Origin of the sequence: Sphingobium sp. LMC3-1-1.1, from assembly GCF_040676285.1 — a bacterium.
Taxonomy (GTDB): domain Bacteria; phylum Pseudomonadota; class Alphaproteobacteria; order Sphingomonadales; family Sphingomonadaceae; genus Sphingobium.
Genome location: NZ_JBEGHQ010000002.1, coordinates 52,704 through 73,831, shown reverse-complemented (window position 1 = coordinate 73,831; position 21,128 = coordinate 52,704). Strand labels below are relative to the sequence as shown.

At 64.3% G+C, this 21,128-nt stretch carries 20 protein-coding genes; 9 read left to right on the top strand and 11 right to left on the bottom strand.

All coding sequences use genetic code 11. The annotated features are described in order from the left end of the window. Nucleotides 1-241: 241 nt before the first annotated feature. The 4 genes from aroC to MRBLMC3_RS06310 form a co-directional block, all read right to left on the bottom strand. Nucleotides 242-1,318 (bottom strand): chorismate synthase, encoded by a 1,077-nt coding sequence (gene aroC / locus MRBLMC3_RS06325; protein WP_363826782.1) that lies wholly within the window; start codon nucleotides 1,316-1,318, stop codon nucleotides 242-244. A 96-nt stretch (nucleotides 1,319-1,414) separates the two neighbouring features. Continuing rightward, entirely contained in the window at nucleotides 1,415-2,221 is an 807-nt protein-coding gene (fabI, locus tag MRBLMC3_RS06320; RefSeq protein ID WP_363826779.1) for an enoyl-ACP reductase FabI, read from the bottom strand. After that, a complete protein-coding gene (locus tag MRBLMC3_RS06315) occupies nucleotides 2,218-3,186 on the bottom strand; it encodes a YihY/virulence factor BrkB family protein (RefSeq protein WP_363738270.1) in 969 nt (322 codons plus the stop codon). The genes fabI and MRBLMC3_RS06315 overlap by 4 nt, the downstream gene beginning before the upstream one ends. Before the next feature lie 14 nt (nucleotides 3,187-3,200). Beyond that, nucleotides 3,201-4,145, bottom strand: coding sequence for a J domain-containing protein (locus MRBLMC3_RS06310; RefSeq protein ID WP_363826776.1), 945 nt, complete (start codon nucleotides 4,143-4,145; stop codon nucleotides 3,201-3,203). A gap of 122 nt (nucleotides 4,146-4,267) precedes the next feature. Here MRBLMC3_RS06310 and pdxH point away from each other — a divergent pair, with 122 nt between their 5' ends. After that, entirely contained in the window at nucleotides 4,268-4,843 is a 576-nt protein-coding gene (gene pdxH, locus MRBLMC3_RS06305; protein ID WP_363738266.1) for a pyridoxamine 5'-phosphate oxidase, read from the top strand. A gap of 173 nt (nucleotides 4,844-5,016) precedes the next feature. Continuing rightward, complete coding sequence (locus MRBLMC3_RS06300) at nucleotides 5,017-6,348, top strand: dicarboxylate/amino acid:cation symporter (RefSeq protein WP_363826774.1); 1,332 nt, start codon at nucleotides 5,017-5,019, stop codon at nucleotides 6,346-6,348. 127 nt (nucleotides 6,349-6,475) lie between these two features. Here the strand turns inward: MRBLMC3_RS06300 and MRBLMC3_RS06295 are convergent, their stop codons facing one another. From MRBLMC3_RS06295 to MRBLMC3_RS06285, 3 genes are all read right to left on the bottom strand, one after another. Next, nucleotides 6,476-7,042, bottom strand: a complete 567-nt coding sequence (locus MRBLMC3_RS06295) for an NADPH-dependent FMN reductase (RefSeq protein WP_363735749.1) — start codon at nucleotides 7,040-7,042, stop codon at nucleotides 6,476-6,478. A 101-nt stretch (nucleotides 7,043-7,143) separates the two neighbouring features. Further along, nucleotides 7,144-7,326 (bottom strand): hypothetical protein, encoded by a 183-nt coding sequence (locus MRBLMC3_RS06290; RefSeq protein WP_363735748.1) that lies wholly within the window; start codon nucleotides 7,324-7,326, stop codon nucleotides 7,144-7,146. A 5-nt stretch (nucleotides 7,327-7,331) separates the two neighbouring features. Further along, on the bottom strand, nucleotides 7,332-8,621 hold the full coding sequence (locus MRBLMC3_RS06285) for an adenylosuccinate synthase (protein WP_363735747.1): 1,290 nt from the start codon (nucleotides 8,619-8,621) through the stop codon (nucleotides 7,332-7,334). Nucleotides 8,622-8,946: 325 nt separating this feature from the next. Here MRBLMC3_RS06285 and MRBLMC3_RS06280 point away from each other — a divergent pair, with 325 nt between their 5' ends. Continuing rightward, nucleotides 8,947-9,750, top strand: a complete 804-nt coding sequence (locus MRBLMC3_RS06280; protein ID WP_414714630.1) for an alpha/beta fold hydrolase — start codon at nucleotides 8,947-8,949, stop codon at nucleotides 9,748-9,750. Here the strand turns inward: MRBLMC3_RS06280 and MRBLMC3_RS06275 are convergent. From MRBLMC3_RS06275 to MRBLMC3_RS06265, 3 genes are all read right to left on the bottom strand, one after another. Next, the gene (locus tag MRBLMC3_RS06275; protein ID WP_414714629.1) at nucleotides 9,744-10,880 is read right to left on the bottom strand and encodes an ATP phosphoribosyltransferase regulatory subunit; all 1,137 of its coding nucleotides are present in this window, start codon (nucleotides 10,878-10,880) and stop codon (nucleotides 9,744-9,746) included. The genes MRBLMC3_RS06280 and MRBLMC3_RS06275 overlap by 7 nt on opposite strands. Before the next feature lie 54 nt (nucleotides 10,881-10,934). After that, nucleotides 10,935-12,515, bottom strand: a complete 1,581-nt coding sequence (serA, locus tag MRBLMC3_RS06270) for a phosphoglycerate dehydrogenase (RefSeq protein WP_363826770.1) — start codon at nucleotides 12,513-12,515, stop codon at nucleotides 10,935-10,937. Between the two features lie 117 nt (nucleotides 12,516-12,632). Continuing rightward, on the bottom strand, nucleotides 12,633-13,793 hold the full coding sequence (locus tag MRBLMC3_RS06265; RefSeq protein ID WP_363735744.1) for a phosphoserine transaminase: 1,161 nt from the start codon (nucleotides 13,791-13,793) through the stop codon (nucleotides 12,633-12,635). A gap of 161 nt (nucleotides 13,794-13,954) precedes the next feature. Between MRBLMC3_RS06265 and MRBLMC3_RS06260 the strand changes: the two genes are divergently transcribed. The 5 genes from MRBLMC3_RS06260 to MRBLMC3_RS06240 all read left to right on the top strand — a co-directional run bounded on the left by MRBLMC3_RS06260 (nucleotide 13,955) and on the right by MRBLMC3_RS06240 (nucleotide 19,308). Beyond that, nucleotides 13,955-14,650: an extensin family protein gene (locus tag MRBLMC3_RS06260; protein ID WP_363735743.1), complete on the top strand. Its 696-nt coding sequence runs from the start codon at nucleotides 13,955-13,957 to the stop codon at nucleotides 14,648-14,650. A gap of 221 nt (nucleotides 14,651-14,871) precedes the next feature. Beyond that, complete coding sequence (locus tag MRBLMC3_RS06255) at nucleotides 14,872-15,750, top strand: LOG family protein (RefSeq protein ID WP_363826767.1); 879 nt, start codon at nucleotides 14,872-14,874, stop codon at nucleotides 15,748-15,750. 84 nt (nucleotides 15,751-15,834) lie between these two features. Then, nucleotides 15,835-16,506, top strand: a complete 672-nt coding sequence (locus MRBLMC3_RS06250) for a pyrimidine 5'-nucleotidase (RefSeq protein WP_133653094.1) — start codon at nucleotides 15,835-15,837, stop codon at nucleotides 16,504-16,506. Then, nucleotides 16,503-17,342, top strand: a complete 840-nt coding sequence (gene dapD, locus MRBLMC3_RS06245; protein ID WP_363826764.1) for a 2,3,4,5-tetrahydropyridine-2,6-dicarboxylate N-succinyltransferase — start codon at nucleotides 16,503-16,505, stop codon at nucleotides 17,340-17,342. Before MRBLMC3_RS06250 ends, dapD begins: the two co-directional genes overlap by 4 nt. A 106-nt stretch (nucleotides 17,343-17,448) precedes the next feature. Further along, nucleotides 17,449-19,308, top strand: coding sequence for an ABCB family ABC transporter ATP-binding protein/permease (locus MRBLMC3_RS06240; protein ID WP_363827015.1), 1,860 nt, complete (start codon nucleotides 17,449-17,451; stop codon nucleotides 19,306-19,308). A gap of 37 nt (nucleotides 19,309-19,345) precedes the next feature. Here the strand turns inward: MRBLMC3_RS06240 and MRBLMC3_RS06235 are convergent, their stop codons facing one another. Then, a complete protein-coding gene (locus MRBLMC3_RS06235; RefSeq protein ID WP_363826762.1) occupies nucleotides 19,346-19,753 on the bottom strand; it encodes a hypothetical protein in 408 nt (135 codons plus the stop codon). Nucleotides 19,754-20,139: 386 nt separating this feature from the next. Here MRBLMC3_RS06235 and MRBLMC3_RS06230 point away from each other — a divergent pair, with 386 nt between their 5' ends. After that, entirely contained in the window at nucleotides 20,140-21,123 is a 984-nt protein-coding gene (locus MRBLMC3_RS06230) for a TerC family protein (protein ID WP_363735739.1), read from the top strand. The last annotated feature ends 5 nt before the right edge of the window (nucleotides 21,124-21,128 follow it).

Here is a 21,128-nt window from a genome sequence, read left to right as displayed (position 1 = left end):
ACGTTTTGACCGTCAGTCCATGGAAACCATGGTGACGCTCCCCAGGCTTACGCACTGCCGCTCGCCCTCCCGCGGGCGATCTATGACGATGATGTTACCGCAGATTGGCTGAGTCGTCTCGCGCGAATCATGCCTTTATCGAAAGAATACGTCGATTCGGCGCGTTGTGAGGCAGGATGGAGGTCTCCTGCCCTGCATCAGGCCTGCTCCTCCGCAGGCAGGGACGCGGCACAACCCTGGATCAGCCCTCTCCGCACTGCGCGCGATGGAGTAGTTTCTGGTCGGCCAGCACCAGCGCCATCATCGCCTCCACCACGGGCACGCCGCGAATGCCGACGCAGGGGTCATGGCGGCCCTTGGTGATGATGTCCGACGCCGCGCCTTCGCGGGTGACGGTTTCGACCGGAATCAGAATCGAGCTGGTCGGCTTGAAGGCGATGCGAACCTTGATCGGCTGGCCGGTTGCGATGCCCCCCGCAATTCCCCCCGAATGGTTGGCAAGGAAGACGGGATTACCGTCATTGCCCGGCCGCATCGGATCGGCATTCTGCTCGCCGCGCAGGCGCGCGGCCGCGAAACCGTCGCCGATCTCTACCCCCTTCACCGCATTGATGCTCATCATCGCGGCGGCCAGTTCACTGTCCAGCTTGGCATAGAGGGGCGCGCCCCACCCCGCTGGAACGCCACTGGCGATACATTCCACGACCGCCCCGAGCGACGAGCCGTCCAGCCGTGCCTCGTCCACCAGCTTTTCCCAGCGCTTCGCCGCTTCCCGATCGGGACAGAAAAAGGGATTATTGTCGATCTCGCTCGCGTCGAAGCGGGCATGGTCGATGGCGTCGCCGCCGATTTCGCTGACATAGGCGAAGATGTCGACATCAGGGATGACAAGCCGCGCTACCGCGCCCGCCGCCACGCGGCTTGCGGTTTCGCGGGCCGACGATCGGCCGCCGCCGCGATAGTCGCGAAAACCATATTTGGCGTCATAGGCATAGTCGGCATGGCCGGGGCGATAGGCCTTGGCGACTTCCGAATAATCCTTGGAGCGCTGGTCGGTATTCTCGATCATCAGGCTGATCGGGGTGCCGGTGGTCTTGCCCTCGAACACGCCGGAAAGGATGCGCACCTCGTCCGCTTCGCGGCGCTGGGTGGTGAATTTCGACGTGCCGGGCTTGCGCTTGTCGAGATAGGGCTGGATGTCGCCTTCGCTCAACGGCAGGCCCGGAGGGCAGCCGTCGACCACCGCACCGATGGCGGGGCCATGGGATTCGCCCCAGGTCGAGAAGCGGAAGACGCGGCCGAAGGTGTTGAAGCTCATGCTTGCCTTTCCTTGGGGGAGGGCCTTTTCACCCTCGCCCTCCCGCCGCTTCGCGGCAGGCCCCTCCCCCTCCATGAAGGGAGAGGGGGTTATAGCCTATTTGTCCAGCGCGATGTCGGGCGCGTCTTCGGCCTTCATGCCAATGACGTTGTAGCCCGCGTCGACATGGTGGATTTCACCGGTCACGCCCGCCGCCAGATCGGAGAGGAGATAGAGGCCGGCGCCGCCCACATCCTCGATCGTCACATTGCGGCGGAGTGGGCTGTTCAGCTCGTTCCACTTCATGATGTAACGGAAATCGCCGATGCCGCTCGCCGCCAGCGTCTTGATCGGGCCGGCGGAGATGGCATTGACGCGGATATTCTCCGGGCCCAGGTCCATCGCCAGATATTTGACGCTGGTTTCCAGCGCCGCCTTGGCCACGCCCATCACATTGTAATGGGGGATGACCTTTTCCGCGCCATAGTAGCTGAGCGTCAGCAGGCTTCCGCCCTCCGCCATCAGCACCCGCGCGCGCCGGGCCACCGCCACGAAGCTGTAGGCGGAGATATTCATCGTCAGCAGGAAGTTTTCCAGGCTGGTGTCTACATATTTGCCGCGCAGTTCGTTCTTGTCGGAAAAGCCGATGGCATGGACCACGAAATCCAGCTTGCCCCAGCGCGCCTTGACCTCGTCAAAGGCGGTGTCGAGCTTTTCCATGTCAGACACGTCGCAATCGATCAGGAAGTCGGAACCCAGTTCCTCCGCCAGCGGCCTCACCCGCTTGGCCAGCGCGTCGCCCTGGTAGGAAAAGGCCAGTTCCGCGCCCTGGGCGTGCAGCGCCTTCGATATGCCCCAGGCGAGCGACTTGTCATTCGCCAGTCCCATGATCAGACCGCGTTTTCCCGCCATCAAGCCTGTCATCTTGTTCCATTCCCTTTGTCGACCTGCGCGGCGGCGGCGGCTTCCTCTTCCGGGAACTCCGCCAGCGCCGCATTCAATTCCGCGCCAATTACCACGCCAAGCCCGACAAGGAAGAAGAAAATGAGCGTGATCATCACCCCGGCCAGGCTGCCATAGGTCCGGTCATAACCGCCCAACAGCGAAAGCGTGACCGGCAGCAGCAGGGTCACGCCATACCACCACAGCGCCGTGGCAATGGCGCCGGGCAATTTGGGAAAGCAGGAATCCTTGTACAGGCTGGGGGTCAGGGAGACGTAGAGATAATAGAGCGCGACGCACAGGATCGCCATCGGGGCCAGCTTGGTCACGGCGACGATCCGGATCGCCTGGTCGGCAAAGGGCAGGATCTGGTGCAGGAACTGGTCGATGCCGGTGATGATGACCTGCATGGAAAAGGCGAACATCACCGCAAAGACGCTGATCAGCGTGATGCCGATGGCGGTCAGGCGATAATGCCAGAAGGGGCGCGTACTCTTGGTCCCATAGGCGCGGCGCAATATGTCACGGATCGTCTCTATGAGGCTGCCTACGGTCCACAGCCCGACCAGCCCGCCCAGCCAGAGCAGCGGCCCCGTGCGGGCATTGAGCACGTCGACGATCGGCTGGCGCACCACCTCCGCCACGCCGGGCGGCACCGTTTCCAGAAAGGCGCTGACCGCTGACAGCCCGTCCTGCGAGCGGCCGAAGATGCTGGCCACCGCTGCCGCTACGATGAAAAAGGGAAACAGCGTCATCAAAGAGAGATAGGCAAGGTTCCCGGCATGGATGAAACCGTCGCTATAGGTGCCGACCACCACCCGCTTGGCTATTTCGAAGGCATGGCTGCCGGGCCGCACGCGCGCGATGTGGCGGTTGAACTTGGTGCGGGCTTCTTCGGCGAGCCGCTGGCGGCGGGATTCGGGGGAATAGGGGGACGGTTGCGGCATTCCCCCCTAACCCTTCAAACGCCCAGATGGGTCCGCACGGCGCGGCTGTCGCGCCACCCTTCGACCAGCGCCCTGATCGCTGGATCGTCGGCTGGCACGTCGATCAGCAGGGTGACGAGCTGATCGCCGCGCTGGCCATCCTTGCCCGTGAAGCCCTTGCCGCGCAGGCGCAGCGTCTTGCCGGAGGAGGCGCCCGCCGGCACGCCGAGCATGACCGGGCCGTCGACCGTGGGCACCTTGACCTTCGCGCCCTGCACCGCCTCGTCCAGGGTGATGGGCAGGTCAAGCAGCACATTGTCGCCGTCGCGGGTGAAGAAGGGGTGCGGCTTCACCTCTATGGTGACGATGGCGTCGCCCGCGCCGCCGGGGCCCTGCTGCCCCTTGCCGGAAAGCCGCATCTGCGTGCCCGTCTCGACGCCCGCAGGCAGCTTGAGGTCGATGGTCTTGCCGTCCTGAAGCGTGATCCGCTGGGGCGCGAGCGTCGCGGCGTCGACGAACTGGACCGCCAGGCGATAGGTGACGTTCGCGCCCTTTTGCGGCGGTGCGCCCCGGCCGAAACCGCCAAAGCCTCCGCCCGCGCCGCCGCGCCGCCCTGCGCCACCGCCGAAAAGCCCTTCGAATATGTCGCCGAAATCGGCGCCGCCCTCCTGAAACTCGAACCCGCCATTTGGTCCCGGTCGGCCACGGAAGCCCCCGCCCCCGGCCCCGGCCCCGCCGAAACCGAAGGGCGAAGTCGGATTGCCTTCGCCATCGATTTCGCCCCGGTCGAAACGGGCACGCTTGTCCTTGTCCGACAGCAGGTCATAGGCACTGGTGACGGCGGAAAACTTCTCCGCTGCGTTCGGATTGTCCTTGTTCCGGTCAGGATGCAGTTCCTTGGCGAGCTTTCGATAAGCCGACTTGATCTCTGCCTCGCTCGCGCCGCGCGCGACGCCCAGAGTGGAGTAGGGATCAGCCATTGCCGCTAACATATCCTTCTGCATGAAAACCGTCTGCGCCCTATGTGGCGAAAGCCGCGGGATCGTTCAAGCGTGGGAAAGCCTTATCGACATGGCTTTGGCAGGGGCGTACATCACCGCGCATGACCGACCCCTTCGTCCTGTTCGATGCCTGGTATGCCGAGGCGCGCGAAACCGAGATCAACGACAGCAACGCCATGGCCCTCGCCACCGCCGACGCGCGTGGACGGCCTGCGGTGCGGATGGTGCTGCTGAAGGGGCATGGGCCGGACGGTTTCCTGTTCTACACCAATTTCGAGGGACGCAAGGCGGGAGAACTGCTGGCCAATCCGCACGCTGCGCTGCTGTTCCACTGGAAGTCGCTGCGGCGGCAGATCCGCATCGAAGGGCCGGTGAGCCCGGTCGACGACGCCATGGCCGACGCCTATTTCGCGTCGCGCAGCCGCGACAGCCAGTTGGGGGCATGGGCCTCCGACCAGTCGCGCCCGCTGGAGTCGCGCGACCTGTTCATGGCCCGCTATGAGGAAGTCAGCCTGCGCTTCGATGGCGGGCCGGTGCCGCGTCCGCCGCACTGGTCGGGCTTTCGCGTCGTGGCCGAACGCATCGAATTCTGGCAGGATCGCGAACATCGCCTGCATGAGCGCCGCCTGTTCGAACGGTCCGCGGAGGGCTGGCGCGAAGGACTGCTCTATCCCTGATGCCACGGATTTGCCGCGTCGGGCGAGGCGCGGAATATGGCTCCTCATTCGTCTAATGCGATGACGGCAGAGATCTGCCTTCGATTGCGGGCGTTGCGGGTGGCTGTTAGAGATGGCCACCATCAGGAAAGACCATGCATGCGGTGCGCCCACGCGCCGGTTAAAGGAAAAAGATGCGAAATCGACTGACGGCGTTCATCCTGACAGGCATGGTTCTGGGGGTGATCGTGGGCTTTGCCACCAATATCTGGGTGGGTGGCGACAAGACGCTGGCGAAGGATGTGGCGGGCTATTACCATCTGCTGGCCGACATCTTCCTGCATCTGATCAAGATGATCATTGCGCCCCTGGTCTTCTCCACTCTGGTGGCGGGCATCGCGCATATGGGCGACAGCGCGGCGCTGGGGCGGATCGGCGGGAGGGCGCTCGCCTGGTTCATCATCGCCAGCCTGATCTCGCTGACGCTGGGCCTCATCTTCGTCAATTTCTTCGCGCCGGGCGAGGGGCTGAATCTCGTCCGTTCCGGTGCGGATTCCGGCGTCAGTACCGAAGCGCTCAACTTCCGCGACTTCATCCTGCATGTCTTCCCCACCTCCATGATCGGGGCGATGGCGGAAAATTCGATCCTGCAGATCGTCGTCTTCTCGCTGTTCGTGGGCGTGGCGCTGACCGCCATCGGCGACAAGGGCAAGCCGATCGTCACCGTGATCGAGGCGATGGTCGAACTGATGCTGCAGGTGACAGGCTATGTGATGCGCGTCGCCCCCTTCGCCGTATTCGGCGCGCTGGCGTCGGTCGTGACGACCGAGGGACTGGGCGTGCTCAAGACCTTTGGCGAACTGGTGGGCGAATTCTACCTGTCGCTGATCGCGCTCTGGACGCTGTTGTTCGCGGCGGGATCCATCTTCCTGGGCAAGCGGATGGTGAAGCTGATCCGCTATGTGCGCGAACCGATATTGATCGCCTTCTCGACGGCCTCGTCCGAAGCCGCCTATCCCAAGATGCTGGAGCAGCTCGACCGCTTCGGCGTGCCGCGCCGCATCTACAGCTTCGTGCTGCCGCTGGGCTACAGCTTCAACCTGGACGGGTCGATGATGTATTCGACCTTCGCCACCATCTTCATCGCCCAGGCCTATGGCATCGACCTGCCGATCGCGACGCAGATCACCATATTGCTGGTGCTGATGGTAACCAGCAAGGGCATCGCCGCCGTCCCGCGGGCATCACTGGTGGTGGTCGCGGCGACGCTGGGCCAGTTCGACCTGCCAGTGGAGGGTGTCGCCTTCATCCTGGCGGTGGACCATTTCATGGACATGGGCCGTACCGCGACCAACGTGCTGGGCAATGCGATCGCCACCAGCGTCATCACCAAATGGGAGGGCATGCTGGAGGTCGAGGAACCGGAATATGTGCCCCATCCCAAGGCACCGGCGCATGGCGCAGCGCACGGCCGCGCCGGGCTGGAGCTGGCCCCCGACATGATGAACGAGGAAAAGGGGCGTTAGGGCGCGTCCAGATCGCTGGAGCGTCGTGCGCAAAAATGGGAACCGGTTTTGCGCAAGAACAATGCGACATCAAAAGCATAGAGCGCGCTGCATGACTCGGATTTAACGCAACGCACTTCAGTCGCTGCTAATCCTTCTTCGCCGCCGCAGCCCAATAGGCCAGGCTGCGCGCAAAGCCTGCGAAGCCGCGCTCCAGCGCGGCGCCGCTTTCACCATGCGGACGGCCCTCGGCATCCAGCGTATCCCCGATCTGGCCGACGCTGAGGCGCTCCGGAAGCACCGCCATGCCCATGGCGTTCAGCGTTACCGTCCAGGCGGCGTGGCTGTTGACCCCGGCATAGCGCCCCATTGAATAGCTGGCGATGCCGGCAGGGCGGCGGTCGAATTCCTTGAGGAAATGGTCCGTGAGGTTCTTGAGACCCGGCTGCACGCCGCGATTATATTCGCCTGCGACGAAGACGAAGGCATCGGCGGCGGCAAGGCGTTGCGCCAGGGCCTCCATGGCGGGGGGTGCCTCGCCCGGCGGATAGTCGCTGTAGCGCATATCGAGCATGGGCAGGCCGACCGCCATCGCATCGACCAGTTCCGCCTTGTGACCGAGCGCCTGGAAGCCGTGGATCAGATAATCGGCAAGGCGTATGCCCAGCCGGCCCCGACGGTAGGAGCCGTAAAGGACGAGGATGTCGAGCGCCATGAAAGACTCCCTTGGTGGTTCAGGGGAAGTGTCGCACCGGCGACAGATGTCGTCCAGACGTCATGCGGCCGGCCCGGTCCTGTACATCCGTTGCGCCGAAATCAGCGCAATTTGGCAATGTTGAGCCCGTCCTGCTTGGCACGAGCCTTTACCGATTCCTCGCTGCGCGTAAGGGCCTTGGCGATCGCCTTGAGCGCCATGCCCTTCCTGGCCAGCGTGTGGAGCTTTTGCAGCTCATCCGCCGTCCAGGGCTGCTTGTGGCGCTCGAAGCGTTCGCCTGCCATCTCTATCAATCCGCGAAGGGATCGCGCACGAGGATGGTGTCCTCGCGCTCGGGGCTGGTGGAGACGAGGGTGACCGGGCAACCGATCAGTTCCTCGATCCGGCGGATATATTTGACCGCCTGCGCCGGAAGATCCGCCCAGCTGCGGGCACCCGCCGTCGTATCCTGCCAGCCTTCGATATCCTCGTAGATCGGCTCGGCCTTGGCCTGATCCTGAGCATGGGCGGGGAGATAATCATAAGTCTGGTCGCCAATCCGGTAGCCGACGCAGATCTTGAGCGTGTCGAAACCATCCAGCACGTCAAGCTTGGTAAGCGCGATTCCGGTGACGCCCGACACGGCGACCGACTGGCGCACCAGCACGGCGTCGAACCAGCCGCAGCGGCGCTTGCGCCCGGTGACGGTGCCGAATTCATGGCCACGTTCGCCCAGGCGCTGGCCGACCTCATTCTCCTGCTCGGTCGGGAAAGGGCCGGAGCCGACGCGGGTGGTGTAGGCCTTGACGATGCCCAGCACGAAGCCGGCGCCATTGGGACCAAGGCCCGTGCCGCTCGCCGCCGTGCCCGCCACCGTGTTGGAGGAGGTGACGAAGGGATAGGTGCCATGATCGATGTCGAGCAACGTACCCTGCGCGCCTTCGAACAGGATGCGCCTGCCTTCGGCCTTGGCCTTGTTGAGCGTCAGCCAGACAGGCTTGACGAAAGGCAGGATGAAGCCGGCGATGTCGCGCAGTTCGGCCATCAGCGCGTCGCGGTCGATCGGCGCCTCGTTGAACCCGACGCGCAGCGCGTCATGATGCGCGGTCAGCCGGTCGAGTTGCGGACCGAGATCGTCGAGATGGGCAAGGTCGCAGACGCGGATGGCGCGGCGACCGACCTTGTCCTCATAGGCCGGCCCAATGCCGCGGCGGGTGGTGCCGATCTTGCCCGCGCCGCTCGCATCTTCCCGCAAACCGTCGAGATCGCGGTGGAAGGGCAGGATCAGCGGGCAGGTTTCGGCGATCTGGAGATTGTCCGGGGTGATCTCCACTCCCTGCCCCTTCAGCTTCGCGACTTCATCGCGGAAGTGCCAGGGATCCAGCACCACGCCATTGCCGATCACCGACAACGTACCGCGCACGATGCCCGACGGGAGCAGGGAGAGCTTGTAGACCTTCTCGCCCACGACCAGCGTGTGACCGGCATTATGGCCGCCCTGGAAGCGGGCGACGACGTCGGCGCGTTCCGACAGCCAGTCGACGATCTTGCCCTTGCCTTCGTCGCCCCACTGGGCGCCGATCACGGTCACATTTGCCACAGATACAGTCCTCCGCCCGCCGCGCGGACCGGCCATGCCCTTCGACGGGACTCGGCATGCCGGTGGGATAGGGTGGATGCCGGGGCATCCTGCGGGGCGCGCGTTAGCCGGGCATGGCGGACGCGTCAAGGCGAAGGCGTTACACTTTGATACAGCGGGAGGGCTTTACGCGACCGGCCGGTTCGGCAAGCTCCCGGTCCGGATAAGAAAGGACGAGCCCATGCGGCGATTCATGAAGGGAGCATTGCTCGGGCTGGGGCTGGCCCTGACGCTGGTCGCATCGGGCAGCGAGGCGCAGGGCCTGCGCGAACGCTGGCGAACGCGGATGACGGAGGGGCAGCAAAGCGCGCCCGGCGGTCAGACCATGGCCTATGGCAAGGATGGCCTGCAGGTGCTGGACTATTGGCCGGCCGAATCGAAAAAGGCGCCGCTGGTCGTCTTCGTCCATGGCGGTGGATGGAAACGGGGAAGCAAGGACAACGCCACCGGGGTCACCAAGGTCAGGCATTATCACGAACTCGGCTATGCCTTCGCCTCCGTCAATTATCGGCTGGTGCCTGATGCGACGGTGGAGCAGCAGGCGCAGGATGTCGCGGACGCTCTGGCCTTTCTGCGGAGCAAGGCGCAAGACCTGGGTTTCGAGTCCAGCCGGATCGCGCTGATGGGACATAGCGCAGGCGCGCATCTGGTGGCGCTGGTGGGCACCGACATGCGCTATTTGGCCCAGGCGGGGTTGACGCCCGATGCCGTGCGTGGGGTGATCCTGCTGGATGGCGCAGCCTATGATGTCGGTCGCCAGATGGCAGAGGGCGGGCGCTTCATGGCCGGCACCTATGCGCAGGCATTCGGTACCGATCCGGCGCGACAGAGGGCGCTGTCACCAACATTTCATGCCGAAAAACCCGATGCGCCAAGCTTTCTGATCCTGCATGTCGACCGCGCGGACGGCGCGGCGCAGTCCGAGGCGCTGGCGGCGGCGCTGCGCCAGGCGGGAACGCCGGTGGAGATCGCGGCGCTGGAGGGCCAGGGCCTTCGCGGGCATATGCAAGTCAACCGTTCCATGGGCGATCCCGATTATCCGGGGACCGCCATCGTCGATCATTATCTACGCCGCATCTTCGGTCAGTAGGCGCGCGGTTCGTCGCCGTCGAGCCAGTGGGAGCAGCGCAGCGCCTTGCCATCCTCCTCCCCCGTCAACGCGGCGATGGTCTGCCAGCCCTCACCCCGCAATTGCGCGGCGCGTGCCGTGTCATGGCGCAGCGGCAGGAACAGCCGCCTGGGCGCTTCGCCGCCAAAGCCCGCATCGATCAACGGATCGGGATAGAGGGAAAAGCCCATCGCCGGTTCATCCGAGCCGTCGGCGCGCATGATCGCATAGCTGCCGCCCCGGCCGATCTCTCCGGTGAACCCTTCCGCGAAGATCGAGAAGCCGAACCAGTTCTGATATTCGAAGCCGTGCCGTTCGGTGGGATCGAGCGTCAGCGTGATGTCCCAGCCGATCGGCCTGGCGATGGCGCGCAGGCCCGCGATCCGGCTGTCGATGGCGCCGCCCAGTTCGGCATTCAGCGCTTCCAGCCGCTCCATCGCCGCGTGGAACGGGCCGGTGCCCTCGATCAACGGCAGATAGGCGGCAGCGGCCGGGCTGATCGCCGCGAGCGCGCCCGCATCCTTGGCGTCGAGTTCGGCGCGCACGGCTTCGATCTCTTCCGGCGCAAGCGGCAGAGGGCCGGCGGCGAGCATGTCGATCAGATCCGGCAGGGTGAAGTCGATCGTTATGCCTGTGACCCCGGCCGCCTGCAGCGCCTCTATAGCGACGTTCACGATCTCCACGGCTGCCGCGACGCTGTCGCTGCCGATCAGCTCGGCGCCGACCTGGAAGCGCTCCCGCTCGGGGCGGAGCTGATTCGCGCGCAGACGGATGACCGGGCCTGCATAGGACAGGCGGAGCGGACGCGGGGCGGAAGCCAGGCGCGTGGCGGCGATGCGGCCGACCTGCGCGGTCATGTCCGGCCGCAGGGCCAGGCTGCGCTGCGAAACCGGGTCGATGGCGCGGACGAGATCCTGCGCGCGCATGGATTTAAGGCGACCGACCAGCGAATCCTCGAACTCCGCGATCGGCGGCATCACCCGCTCATAGCCATGGGCGGAGGCGGTATCGAGCACGCGGCGCGCAAGGCGCGCCGACGCCTCGGCCTGCGGCGGCAGGCGATCGGAAAGTCCCTCGGGAAGGAGGCCGGGCGGGATCGTGGCGCTCGTCATGGTCATGGGGCTGGCCTTTAGCGAATTATGCGCGCAAGGCCAGCCCGAACCATATCAGACGAAGCGGAGAAGCTTCACCGTCTTGACGCCTGCCAGCTTGCAGATGTCGTTGAGGACGGTTTCGTTGACCACGCCGTCGACCGACAGCAGCAGCACGGCTTCGCCGCCCTGGTTGCGCCGGCCAAGGTGGAAGGTGCCGATATTGACGTTCGCTTCGCCCAGCGTCGAACCCAGGCGGCCGATGAAGCCCGGCGCGTCCTGGTTGACGATGTAGAGCATGTGTCCTGCAAGGTCGGCCTCGACCTTGATGCCGAACAGTTCGACCAGGCGCGCCTGCGCATTGCCGAACAGCGTGCCCGCGACGGACTTGTCGCCGTTTTCCGTCTTCACGGTCACACGGACCAGCGTCTGATAGTCACCCTCGCGGTCATGCCGGACTTCCCGGACGTCGAGGCCGCGTTCCTTCGCCAGGAAGGGCGCGTTGACCATGTTCACCGTGTCCGAATAGACGCGCATCAAGCCGGCCAGCACCGCCGCCGTGATCGGCTTCTGGTTGAGTTCGGCGGCATGGCCCTCGACCTCCACCGCGACGCTCTGGATGCGGTCGCCCTCAAGCTGGCCGACCAGGCTGCCCAGCTCCTCCGCCAGCGCCATATAGGGCTTGAGCTTCGGGGCTTCCTCCGCCGACAGCGACGGCACGTTGAGGGCATTGGTGATGCCGCCGTCGAGCAGATAATCGCTGAGCTGTTCCGCGACCTGGAGCGCGACATTGACCTGCGCCTCGTCGGTCGATGCGCCCAGATGCGGCGTGCAGATGAAGTTGGGCGTGCCGAACAGTGGCGATTCCTTGGCCGGTTCGGTCACGAACACGTCGAGTGCGGCACCCGCGACATGGCCCGAATCCATCGCTTCCTTGAGCGCGGCCTCGTCGATCAGCCCGCCGCGCGCGCAGTTGATGATGCGCACGCCCTTCTTCGTCTTGGCCAGATTTTCCTTGCTCAGGATATTGCGCGTCTGGTCGGTCAGCGGCGTGTGCAGCGTGATGAAGTCGGCCTTCGCCAGCAGCGTGTCAAGGTCCGCCTTTTCCACGCCCATTTCGACGGCGCGTTCGGGCGTCAGGAAGGGGTCGAAGGCGACGACCTTCATCTTGAGGCCCAGCGCGCGGCTGGCGACGATCGAACCGATATTGCCGGCGCCGATCAGGCCCAGCGTCTTGCCGGTGACTTCCACGCCCATGAAGCCGTTCTTCGGCCACAGGCCCTGCTGCGTCTGGGTGTTGGCTTCCGGCAACTGGCGGGCCAGCGCGAACATGAGCGCGATGGCATGTTCCGCGGTGGTGATCGAATTGCCGAACGGCGTGTTCATGACGATCACGCCCTTGGCCGACGCCGCCGGAATGTCGACATTGTCCACGCCGATGCCGGCGCGGCCGATAACCTTCAGGTTGGTCGCGTGGTCGAGAATATCCTTGGTGACCTTGGTCGAGCTGCGGATGGCGAGGCCATCATATTGGCCGATGATCGCCTTCAGTTCATCCGGGGTCTTGCCGGTGATCTCGTCGACCTCGACGCCGCGCTCACGGAAGATCGCGGCGGCGCGGGGGTCCATCTTGTCGGAAATAAGTACCTTGGGCATGACGAATTGCCTTTCAATTCATCATCCTGACGAAAGTCAGGATCTCAGGCGGTGCAGTCGTACCTGGAGGCCTGAGATCCGGTCTTCGCCGGATGACGGGGATTTGGGAGAGGTTTGTTAAGCAGCCTTGGCCGTCGCATAGGCCCAGTCGAGCCACGGCCCCAGCGCCTCGATATCGGCGGTCTCGACCGTAGCGCCGCACCAGATGCGCAGGCCCGCCGGGGCGTCGCGATAGCCCGCGACGTCATAGGCGGCACCTTCCTTCTCGAGCAGGCCGGCCATGCTCTTGATGAAGGCTTCGTCCGCACCCTCGACGGTCAGGCAGACGCTGGTGGTCGAACGGGTCGCCGGATCGGCGGCGAGATGACCAAGCCAGTCGCGTTCCTCGACGATCCTGTTCAGCGCCGCCGCATTGGCGTTGCTGCGCGCGATCAGACCGGAAAGGCCGCCCAGGGACTTGCCCCATTCCAGCGCGAAGATCGCATCCTCGACCGCCAGCATGGACGGGGTGTTGATCGTCTCGCCCTTGAAGATGCCTTCGGCGAGCTTCCCCTTCGCCATCAGGCGGAAGACCTTGGGCAGCGGCCAGGACGGCGTGTGGGTTTCCAGACGCTCCACGGCGCGGGGGCCGAGGATCAGCACGCCATGGCCGCCCTCGCCGCCCAGCACCTTCTGCCAGGAGAAGGTGGCGACGTCGATCTTGGTCCAGTCGATCTCATAGGCGAACACGGCGCTGGTCGCGTCGGCGAAGGTCAGGCCTTCGCGGTCGGCCGGAATCCAGTCGGCGTTCGGCACGCGCACGCCCGAGGTGGTGCCGTTCCAGGTGAACAGCACGTCATGGGCGAAGTTCACACCGTTCAGGTCGGGCAACTGGCCATAGTCGGCGCGGATGATCGTGGGGTCGAGCTTCAACTGCTTGGCGGCGTCCGTCACCCAGCCTTCGCCGAAGCTTTCCCAGGCGAGCGTCGTCACCGGGCGGGCGCCCAGCATGGTCCACATCGCCATTTCGAAGGCGCCCGTGTCGGAGCCCGGCACGATGCCGATGCGATGGGTTTCGGGCAGGTTGAGCAGTTCGCGCATCAGATCGATGCAATAAGCGAGGCGGGTCTTGCCAATCTTGGCGCGATGCGAGCGGCCGAGGGAGTCAGCGCTCAGCTTGTCGGCGCTCCAGCCTGGAGGCTTGGCGCAGGGACCGGAAGAGAAATAGGGGCGGGCCGGACGGTTGGCGGGCTTTTCAGCAGGCGCAAGGGTGGCGTCAACGGCAGTCAGATCAGTCATGTAATGCTTCTCCTTACAGAGAGCACGCGCGGCGTTGGGACCGCGTGGCCCGCTGGCCGCCCTAAAGTGTCCGGCCAAAGAGTCAAGTTGAATGTCTGGACGCGATGAGCCGAGCCAGCCGTTAACCCCTCAGCCAGCGGGACGTGGTAAAGGATTGTGTCATGATTGAGCGGGTTAGGGGGAAAGCGATTTTTCGCGGCCTGGGACTGGCGGCTGTCGCGGCCGCCATGCTGACGCTGGCAGGCTGCGGCGGCGACCTGGTCCCGCGCGGCCGGGTGGAACGCCCGGCAAAGCCGCCAAGGGCCACCCGGCCGGCCGCTCCGCCAACCATGGAGGTCCGGCAATGCATGGCGAAGCTGCAATCGCAATCCGTCCTGTTCACGCCCCTTCCCGACCAGAATTTCGGGGGCGGGTGTAATGCTTATGGCAGCGTCAAGCTGCTCGATATCGGCGTGCCCGCGACCAATCTGGGCGCGATGACCTGCAACCTCGCGGCCAATTTCGCGGCCTGGGCCCGTTTCGGCGTGCAGCCTGCCGCGCGGTTGATCCTGGGGGCGGAGGTCGAGAAGATCGAAACCTTCGGCACCTATAATTGCCGGCCGATCGCGGGAAGCGGGAAGCTGAGCGAACATGCGCACAGCAATGCGGTCGACGTGTCGGGCTTCGTGCTGAGCGACGGGCGACACATCACCATCGAGAAGGACTGGAACGGCGACAAGCGCGTCAGGCAGTTTCTGGAGATCATCCACGCCAGCGCCTGCAAGCGGTTCAGCACCGTGCTGAGCCCCGATTACAACGCCGCCCATCACGATCATTTTCATTTCGACATGGGCGGCCGCGGCGGCTTTTGCCGCTAAGCGGAAACGGGAACGCGGCGGCTTTTGCCGCTAAGCGGAAACGGGAACGCGGCGGCTTTTGTCGCTGAGCGGAAACGGGAACGCGGCGGCTTTTGCCGCTGAGCGGAAACAGGAACATGGCGGCTCCTGCCGCTTGGCGAGCCCATGAAGCGGGCCGAACTTAACGGCATTTAATCTTAACCGCCTTGGCTTTGTCACCTTGGCCGCCTACCTTGGTGAAAATGACCAGAAAAGAAATCGAAGAACGCAAATTCCGCCCCGCCCGTCAGGAAGCCGCCGACGCCCGCAAGGGGGTGGAAACACCGCAGACCAGCAGCGCCGCCTATCGCCTGGCCTTCCAGGACACCGAATTCCTGCTGCGGGAGGACCTGCGGCCGGTGCGGTTCCAGCTCGAATTGCTGAAGCCGCAACTGCTGATGGACGAGGCGAAGATCGAATCGACCTTCGTCTTCTACGGATCGGCGCGCATCCCCGAACCGGAGCAGGTGCGGGCGCGCATCGACGCCGCGACCACGCCCGAACAGAAGCGCATCGCTGAAAATCTGGGTCGAAAGGCGCGCTATTATGACGAGGCGCGCAAGCTGGCGCGGATCGCGGCGCAATATCCGGTGAACGAAGCGGGATGCCGCCATTTCGTCGTCTGTTCGGGCGGCGGCCCCTCGATCATGGAGGCGGCCAATCGCGGCGCCGACGATGTGGGCGCCACCACCATCGGCATGAACATCGTGCTGCCCCATGAGCAGGCGCCCAACCGCTTCGTCACGCCGGAATTGAGCTTCCAGTTCCATTATTTTGCCCTGCGCAAGATGCATTTCCTGCTTCGGGCACGGGCGCTGGCGGTATTTCCCGGCGGCTTCGGCACGTTCGACGAGATGTTCGAACTGCTGACGCTGATCCAGACCGGCAAGATGAAGCCGATCCCGGTGCTGCTGTTCGGGCGCGAGTTCTGGACGCGGGTGGTGGATTTCGAGGCGCTGGCCGACGAAGGCGTGATCTCGCCTTCGGACCTCAACCTGCTGACCTGGGTCGAGACGGCGGAGGAAGCGTGGCACGCCGTGCAGAGCTTCTATCAGGACAGCGAAGCGCAGGACTGCGGGTAACGCGCCTGATGCTCATGCGAAGGCAGGAGCATGGACTCCCTCTTCCGCCTTGCCCTCTTCCCCGCACGGGACTAGGGCCCGGCCATGCGTCCCGACCTCGCCCATGTCGACACCTGGATCTTCGATCTGGACAATACGCTCTACCCGGCGAAGGCGGACCTGTTTGCCCTGATCGACGTCAAGATGGGCGAATTCATCCAGGGCCTGCTCGGCTGCGATCCGGTCGTGGCGAGGGAAACGCAGAAGCGCTATTTCCTGGAACATGGCACGACGCTCTCCGGCCTGATGCACCATCATGGCATAGAGCCGCAGGCGTTCCTGGACTATGTCCACGACATTTCCATGGACCGGCTGGAGGTGGACGAGGCGCTGAACGCCCATATCGCGGCGCTGCCGGGGCGGCGGCTGATCTTCACCAACGGCGATGGGGCCTATGCGACGCGGGTGCTGGACCGGCTGGGCCTTTCCGGCGCGTTCGAGCTGATCCACGACATCCACGCCTGCCAATATGTGCCCAAGCCCGATCCGTCGGGCTATGCGGAATTGTGCCGTGTTCACAATGTCGATCCGACCCGCGCCGCCTTTTTCGAGGATATGGCGCGCAATCTGCGCCCGGCCAAGGCGATCGGCATGACCACCATCTGGGTCAATAACGGCTCCGAAGCCGGCGATCATGGCCATCATCCCGACTTCATCGATTTCGAAACCGACCATCTGACGCCGTTCCTGGCGGATATTTTTGGGGAAAAGCCATGAGCAACGAACTGATCGCCATCATCGACGCCGCCTGGGAGGACCGGGCCAACATCAACCTCCAGACGCAGGGCGAGGTCCGCCAGGCGGTCGACAAGGCGCTGGCCCTGCTGGACAAGGGCGCACTGCGCGTGGCGGAGCCGACCGCGGAAGGATGGCAGGTCAACCAGTGGGCGAAGAAGGCGGTGCTGCTCTCCTTCCGCCTGAACGACAATGTCATGATCGACAACGGGCCCGGCGCCGGCCATTGGTGGGACAAGGTGCCGAGCAAATTTGCCGGCTGGGACGAGGCGGCCTTCCGCGCCGCCGGTTTCCGGGCCGTGCCGGGCAGCTTTGCCCGCGCTGGTTCGCACATTGCCAGGAACGTCATCCTGATGCCAAGCTTCGTCAATATCGGCGCCTTCGTCGATGAAGGCACGATGGTCGACACCTGGGTGACGGTGGGAAGCTGCGCGCAGATCGGCAAGAATGTGCACCTTTCCGGCGGCGTGGGCATTGGCGGCGTGCTGGAGCCGTTGCAGGCCGATCCGGTGATCATCGAGGACGACTGCTTCATCGGCGCGCGGTCCGAAGTCGTGGAAGGCGTGCGCATCGGCAAGGGATCGGTGCTGTCGATGGGCGTGTTCATCGGCATGTCCACCAAGATCATCGATCGCGCCACGGGCGAAGTGTTCATCGGCGAAGTGCCGCCCTATTCGGTGGTCGTGCCCGGCAGCCTGCCCGGCAAGCCGCTGCCCGACGGGACGCCGGGGCCGAGCCTCTATTGCGCCGTGATCGTGAAGCGCGTCGACGCGCAGACGCGGTCGAAGACCGGGATCAACGAACTGCTGCGCGATTGAAGGCACGCCGCCATTCCGCCCATGCGGGCCTGCGAAGCGTGAACGAAATGGCGACGCACCTTCGACGTCTCTAGATCAAAGCGGCATGACTTCCTAAATGAGTGTCATGCCGCCCTCGACGCCCGATAACTCCCCGCTCCCGCCCATATGGGCGACGATGCGGCGTTTCTTTCCCTATCTCTGGCCCGCCGACGCCCCCGCGCTGCGGCGGCGCGTCGCCATCGCCATGCTGCTGGTGCTGGTGGCGAAGGTCGTCAGCCTGGCCATGCCCTTCGCCTACAAGGGCGCGGTCGACCGCATGGCGCCGGGCATGGAATCCGGCGCGGGCCTCGCCATCGCGCTGGTCGTCGCCTATGCGGGCGCGCGCTTCGGCAGCGTGCTGTTCGATAATCTGCGCAACGCCATTTTCGAGCGGGTCGGGCAGGAAGCAGGACGGCGGCTGGCCGACGATGTGTTCGTCCACCTGCACCGCCTGTCGCTGCGCTTCCATCTCGACCGGCGGACCGGCGCGGTTACCAAGATCGTGGAACGCGGCACGAAAAGCATCGACACGATGCTGTATTTCCTCCTCTTCAACATCGCGCCGACGGTGCTGGAACTGGCGGCGGTCTGCGTCATCTTCTTCGTGAAATTCGGCGCCGGCCTGGTCGCGGCGACGCTGGTGATGGTGGCGCTCTATATCTGGTTCACCCGGACGATCACCGAATGGCGCAACCAGCTTCGCCGCGACATGGTGGATATGGACACCAATGCGGTGGCCCATGCCGTGGACAGCCTGCTCAATTTCGAGACGGTCAAATATTTCGGCGCCGAGGAGCGCGAAGCCACCCGATACGGCAAGGCGATGCGGCGTTACGCCGAAGCGGCGGTAAAGTCGGAGAACAGCCTGGCCTGGCTCAATATCGGCCAGTCGCTGATCACCAACCTGATGATGGCGGGGGCCATGGGCTATACCGTCTGGGGATGGAGCCATGGGCAGTTCTCGACCGGCGACGTGGTGCTGGTGAATACGCTGCTGAGCCAGCTTTTCCGGCCGCTCGACCTGCTGGGGATGGTCTACCGGACGATCCGCCAGGGGCTGATCGACATGGAGGCGATGTACAAGCTGATCGACACGCAGGCCGAGATCAGCGATGCGCCCGGCGCGCCGATGCTGCATGTGGAGGCAGGCGAGGTGCGCTTCGACCATGTGCATTTCGGCTATGATCCCGAACGGGAGATATTGCACGGCGTGAGCTTCACCGTGCCGGCTGGCAGGACGCTGGCCATTGTTGGCCCGTCCGGCGCGGGCAAATCGACCATCGCGCGGCTGCTGTTCCGTTTCTACGACATTCAGGGCGGCCGGATCAGCATCGACGGGCAGGACATAGCGGCGGTGACGCAGCAGTCGCTGCGCGCGTCGATCGGCATCGTGCCGCAGGACATGGTGCTGTTCAACGACACGGTCGGCTATAATATCGGCTATGGGCGCGAGGGCGCGACGCAGGAGGAGATCGAGGCGGCGGCGAGGGCGGCGTCGATCCATGATTTCATCATGGGCCTGCCACTGGGTTATGCCACGCGGGTCGGCGAGCGGGGACTGAAGCTCTCCGGCGGTGAAAAGCAGAGGGTCGCGATCGCCCGCACGCTGCTGAAAGACCCGCCTGTGCTGGTGCTGGACGAGGCGACCAGTGCGCTCGACAGCCGGACCGAGACGGAAATCCAGGACGTGCTGCGCAGCATTTCGCGCAAGCGCACGACGCTGATCGTCGCGCACCGCCTGTCCACCGTGGTCGATGCCGATGAGATCATCGTCATGGAAAAGGGCCGCGTGGTCGAGCGCGGGCGGCATGGCGATCTGGTCCGGGCAGACGGCCTTTACGCGGCTATGTGGGCGCGCCAGGCGACCGAGCGGGACGATATGCCGGTGGAGCCGGGGATCGAGGATATTTTCGAGGTGGTGGAGGTCCCTGGGGGTCGGGCGTAAGGTGAAGTTGGGCACGCCCGTGGGCCGCTTGGCGGATCTAAGCCTGCTTCAACGGCGCTGACTCATCCTCGGAACCTGCTGATGGGGCGTAACCTAACAACCAGGCCTCGGCGTCATCCATCGACAGGAATGCCCGCACTCGGTCGTCGTCGGACAGCCGATTGGCTTGCAACTTGGACAGGTTGGAGCCCAAGACGACCGCATAGCGATCACCCCCGCCTTTGAGCACTTCATGCGGCAGTTTAAAGCTACTGATCGTCTCGGCGGGCTGTACCGGAGATAATCTGGCATCGACGAGAAACCTGAATGACCCAAACCACCGACGAGCTGCGGAGGCGTTAGCCAGAAGCTCCTCGTTAAATCTTTCGACCTCCGAGACTGACATGATGCCGGCAATCTCGACGTGCACAAGTTTGTTTTTCTCGTCGATTCGAAACGCAAACATGCACCGCCTCCTTCCAATCACTTTGGGCTGGCGAGGTTTATAAATTCTTTCCGGACCAGTTGTCCGCCCCGCGTTGGTGTCTCCTCGGCTACCGCGCCAACGATAATCACCGCCAGCGGCTTCCGTTTCCGCCGTCAGAGACGTTTACCTCAATATATCGTTCCGGCTGTGAGACTCTATTTCCGCCCTGGCGCCCCGGTTGATTTTGCTGCTGTCGGCCCTTATTTTCCCCATCGCGGACCGGGCCCCTCTGGCGTGCTGATTCCAGCGCGTGATGTCGGACCGCATCGGAGTTTCCGGTGCGACTGACGGTCTGGTTCAGACCACCCCCCATTCGCAGCGGACGCTCCGATCAACCTTGTCGTTGAACGAGAGGAGCATATGCCATGGAATTTCTCTTCGCGGACTGGCTGGGAACACCGGCCTGGTTCTGGCTGGCCTTTTTCGCCATCGTCGTCGCGCTGACCGCCTTCGACCTGGGTTTCCTGCACCGGGAGAACAAGGAAATCGGCATCAGGGAAAGCCTGAAGCTCTCCCTTTTCTACATCAGTATCGCCTGCGCGTTCGGCCTCTGGGTCTGGTTCGTGCGCGGGGCTGAGCCGGGGATGCAATATTTCACCGGCTTCTTCATCGAAAAGGCGCTGTCGATCGACAATGTCTTCGTCATCAGCCTGATCTTCACCTATTTCGCCATTCCGGCCCGGTACCAGTATCGCGCGCTGCTGTGGGGCATCATCGGCGTGATCGTACTGCGCGGCCTGATGATCGCGGGCGGGGCGATGCTGCTGCATCAGGCCTATTGGATATTGTACCTGTTCGCCGCCTTCCTGATCTTCACCGGCATCAAGATGATGTTCGGCGGCGATGAACCGATGGACGTGGGCAGGAACCCGCTGATCCGCTTCATTTCGAAGCATATGCGGGTGACGCCGGACCTGCATGGCGAGCATTTCCTGGCGCGCATGGCCGATCCGAAGACGGGCCGCATGGTGACGGCGGCGACGCCGCTGCTGCTGGCGCTGGTGGTGATCAACTTTGCCGACCTGGTGTTCGCCGTCGACAGCGTGCCGGCGATCTTCGCGATCACGACCGACACCTTCATCGTCTACACATCCAACGTGATGGCGATATTGGGCCTGCGGGCGCTGTATTTTGCCCTGGCGGCGATGGTGCATCGCTTCCACTATCTGAAATATGCGCTGGCCGCGATCCTCGTCTTCATTGGCGCCAAGATCTTCGTGGCGGACTTCCTGCTGGGGGGCGACAAGTTTCCGCCCGTCGTCAGCCTGGGCGTGACCTTTGCGCTGATCGGCGCGGGCGTCGGCTGGTCGCTGTGGAAGACGCGGGAAGAGGCGCGGCGGATCGCCTAGGGCAT

Coding starts and splice junctions, on each gene's coding strand:
- aroC (WP_363826782.1), bottom strand. CDS start 1,318: ATGAGCTTCAACACCTTCGGCCGCGTCTTCCGCTTCTCGACCTGGGGC.
- fabI (WP_363826779.1), bottom strand. CDS start 2,221: ATGACAGGCTTGATGGCGGGAAAACGCGGTCTGATCATGGGACTGGCG.
- MRBLMC3_RS06315 (WP_363738270.1), bottom strand. CDS start 3,186: ATGCCGCAACCGTCCCCCTATTCCCCCGAATCCCGCCGCCAGCGGCTC.
- MRBLMC3_RS06310 (WP_363826776.1), bottom strand. CDS start 4,145: ATGGCTGATCCCTACTCCACTCTGGGCGTCGCGCGCGGCGCGAGCGAG.
- pdxH (WP_363738266.1), top strand. CDS start 4,268: ATGACCGACCCCTTCGTCCTGTTCGATGCCTGGTATGCCGAGGCGCGC.
- MRBLMC3_RS06300 (WP_363826774.1), top strand. CDS start 5,017: ATGCGAAATCGACTGACGGCGTTCATCCTGACAGGCATGGTTCTGGGG.
- MRBLMC3_RS06295 (WP_363735749.1), bottom strand. CDS start 7,042: ATGGCGCTCGACATCCTCGTCCTTTACGGCTCCTACCGTCGGGGCCGG.
- MRBLMC3_RS06290 (WP_363735748.1), bottom strand. CDS start 7,326: ATGGCAGGCGAACGCTTCGAGCGCCACAAGCAGCCCTGGACGGCGGAT.
- MRBLMC3_RS06280 (WP_414714630.1), top strand. CDS start 8,947: ATGACGGAGGGGCAGCAAAGCGCGCCCGGCGGTCAGACCATGGCCTAT.
- MRBLMC3_RS06275 (WP_414714629.1), bottom strand. CDS start 10,880: ATGACGAGCGCCACGATCCCGCCCGGCCTCCTTCCCGAGGGACTTTCC.
- serA (WP_363826770.1), bottom strand. CDS start 12,515: ATGCCCAAGGTACTTATTTCCGACAAGATGGACCCCCGCGCCGCCGCG.
- MRBLMC3_RS06265 (WP_363735744.1), bottom strand. CDS start 13,793: ATGACTGATCTGACTGCCGTTGACGCCACCCTTGCGCCTGCTGAAAAG.
- MRBLMC3_RS06260 (WP_363735743.1), top strand. CDS start 13,955: ATGATTGAGCGGGTTAGGGGGAAAGCGATTTTTCGCGGCCTGGGACTG.
- MRBLMC3_RS06255 (WP_363826767.1), top strand. CDS start 14,872: ATGACCAGAAAAGAAATCGAAGAACGCAAATTCCGCCCCGCCCGTCAG.
- MRBLMC3_RS06250 (WP_133653094.1), top strand. CDS start 15,835: ATGCGTCCCGACCTCGCCCATGTCGACACCTGGATCTTCGATCTGGAC.
- dapD (WP_363826764.1), top strand. CDS start 16,503: ATGAGCAACGAACTGATCGCCATCATCGACGCCGCCTGGGAGGACCGG.
- MRBLMC3_RS06240 (WP_363827015.1), top strand. CDS start 17,449: ATGCCGCCCTCGACGCCCGATAACTCCCCGCTCCCGCCCATATGGGCG.
- MRBLMC3_RS06235 (WP_363826762.1), bottom strand. CDS start 19,753: ATGTTTGCGTTTCGAATCGACGAGAAAAACAAACTTGTGCACGTCGAG.
- MRBLMC3_RS06230 (WP_363735739.1), top strand. CDS start 20,140: ATGGAATTTCTCTTCGCGGACTGGCTGGGAACACCGGCCTGGTTCTGG.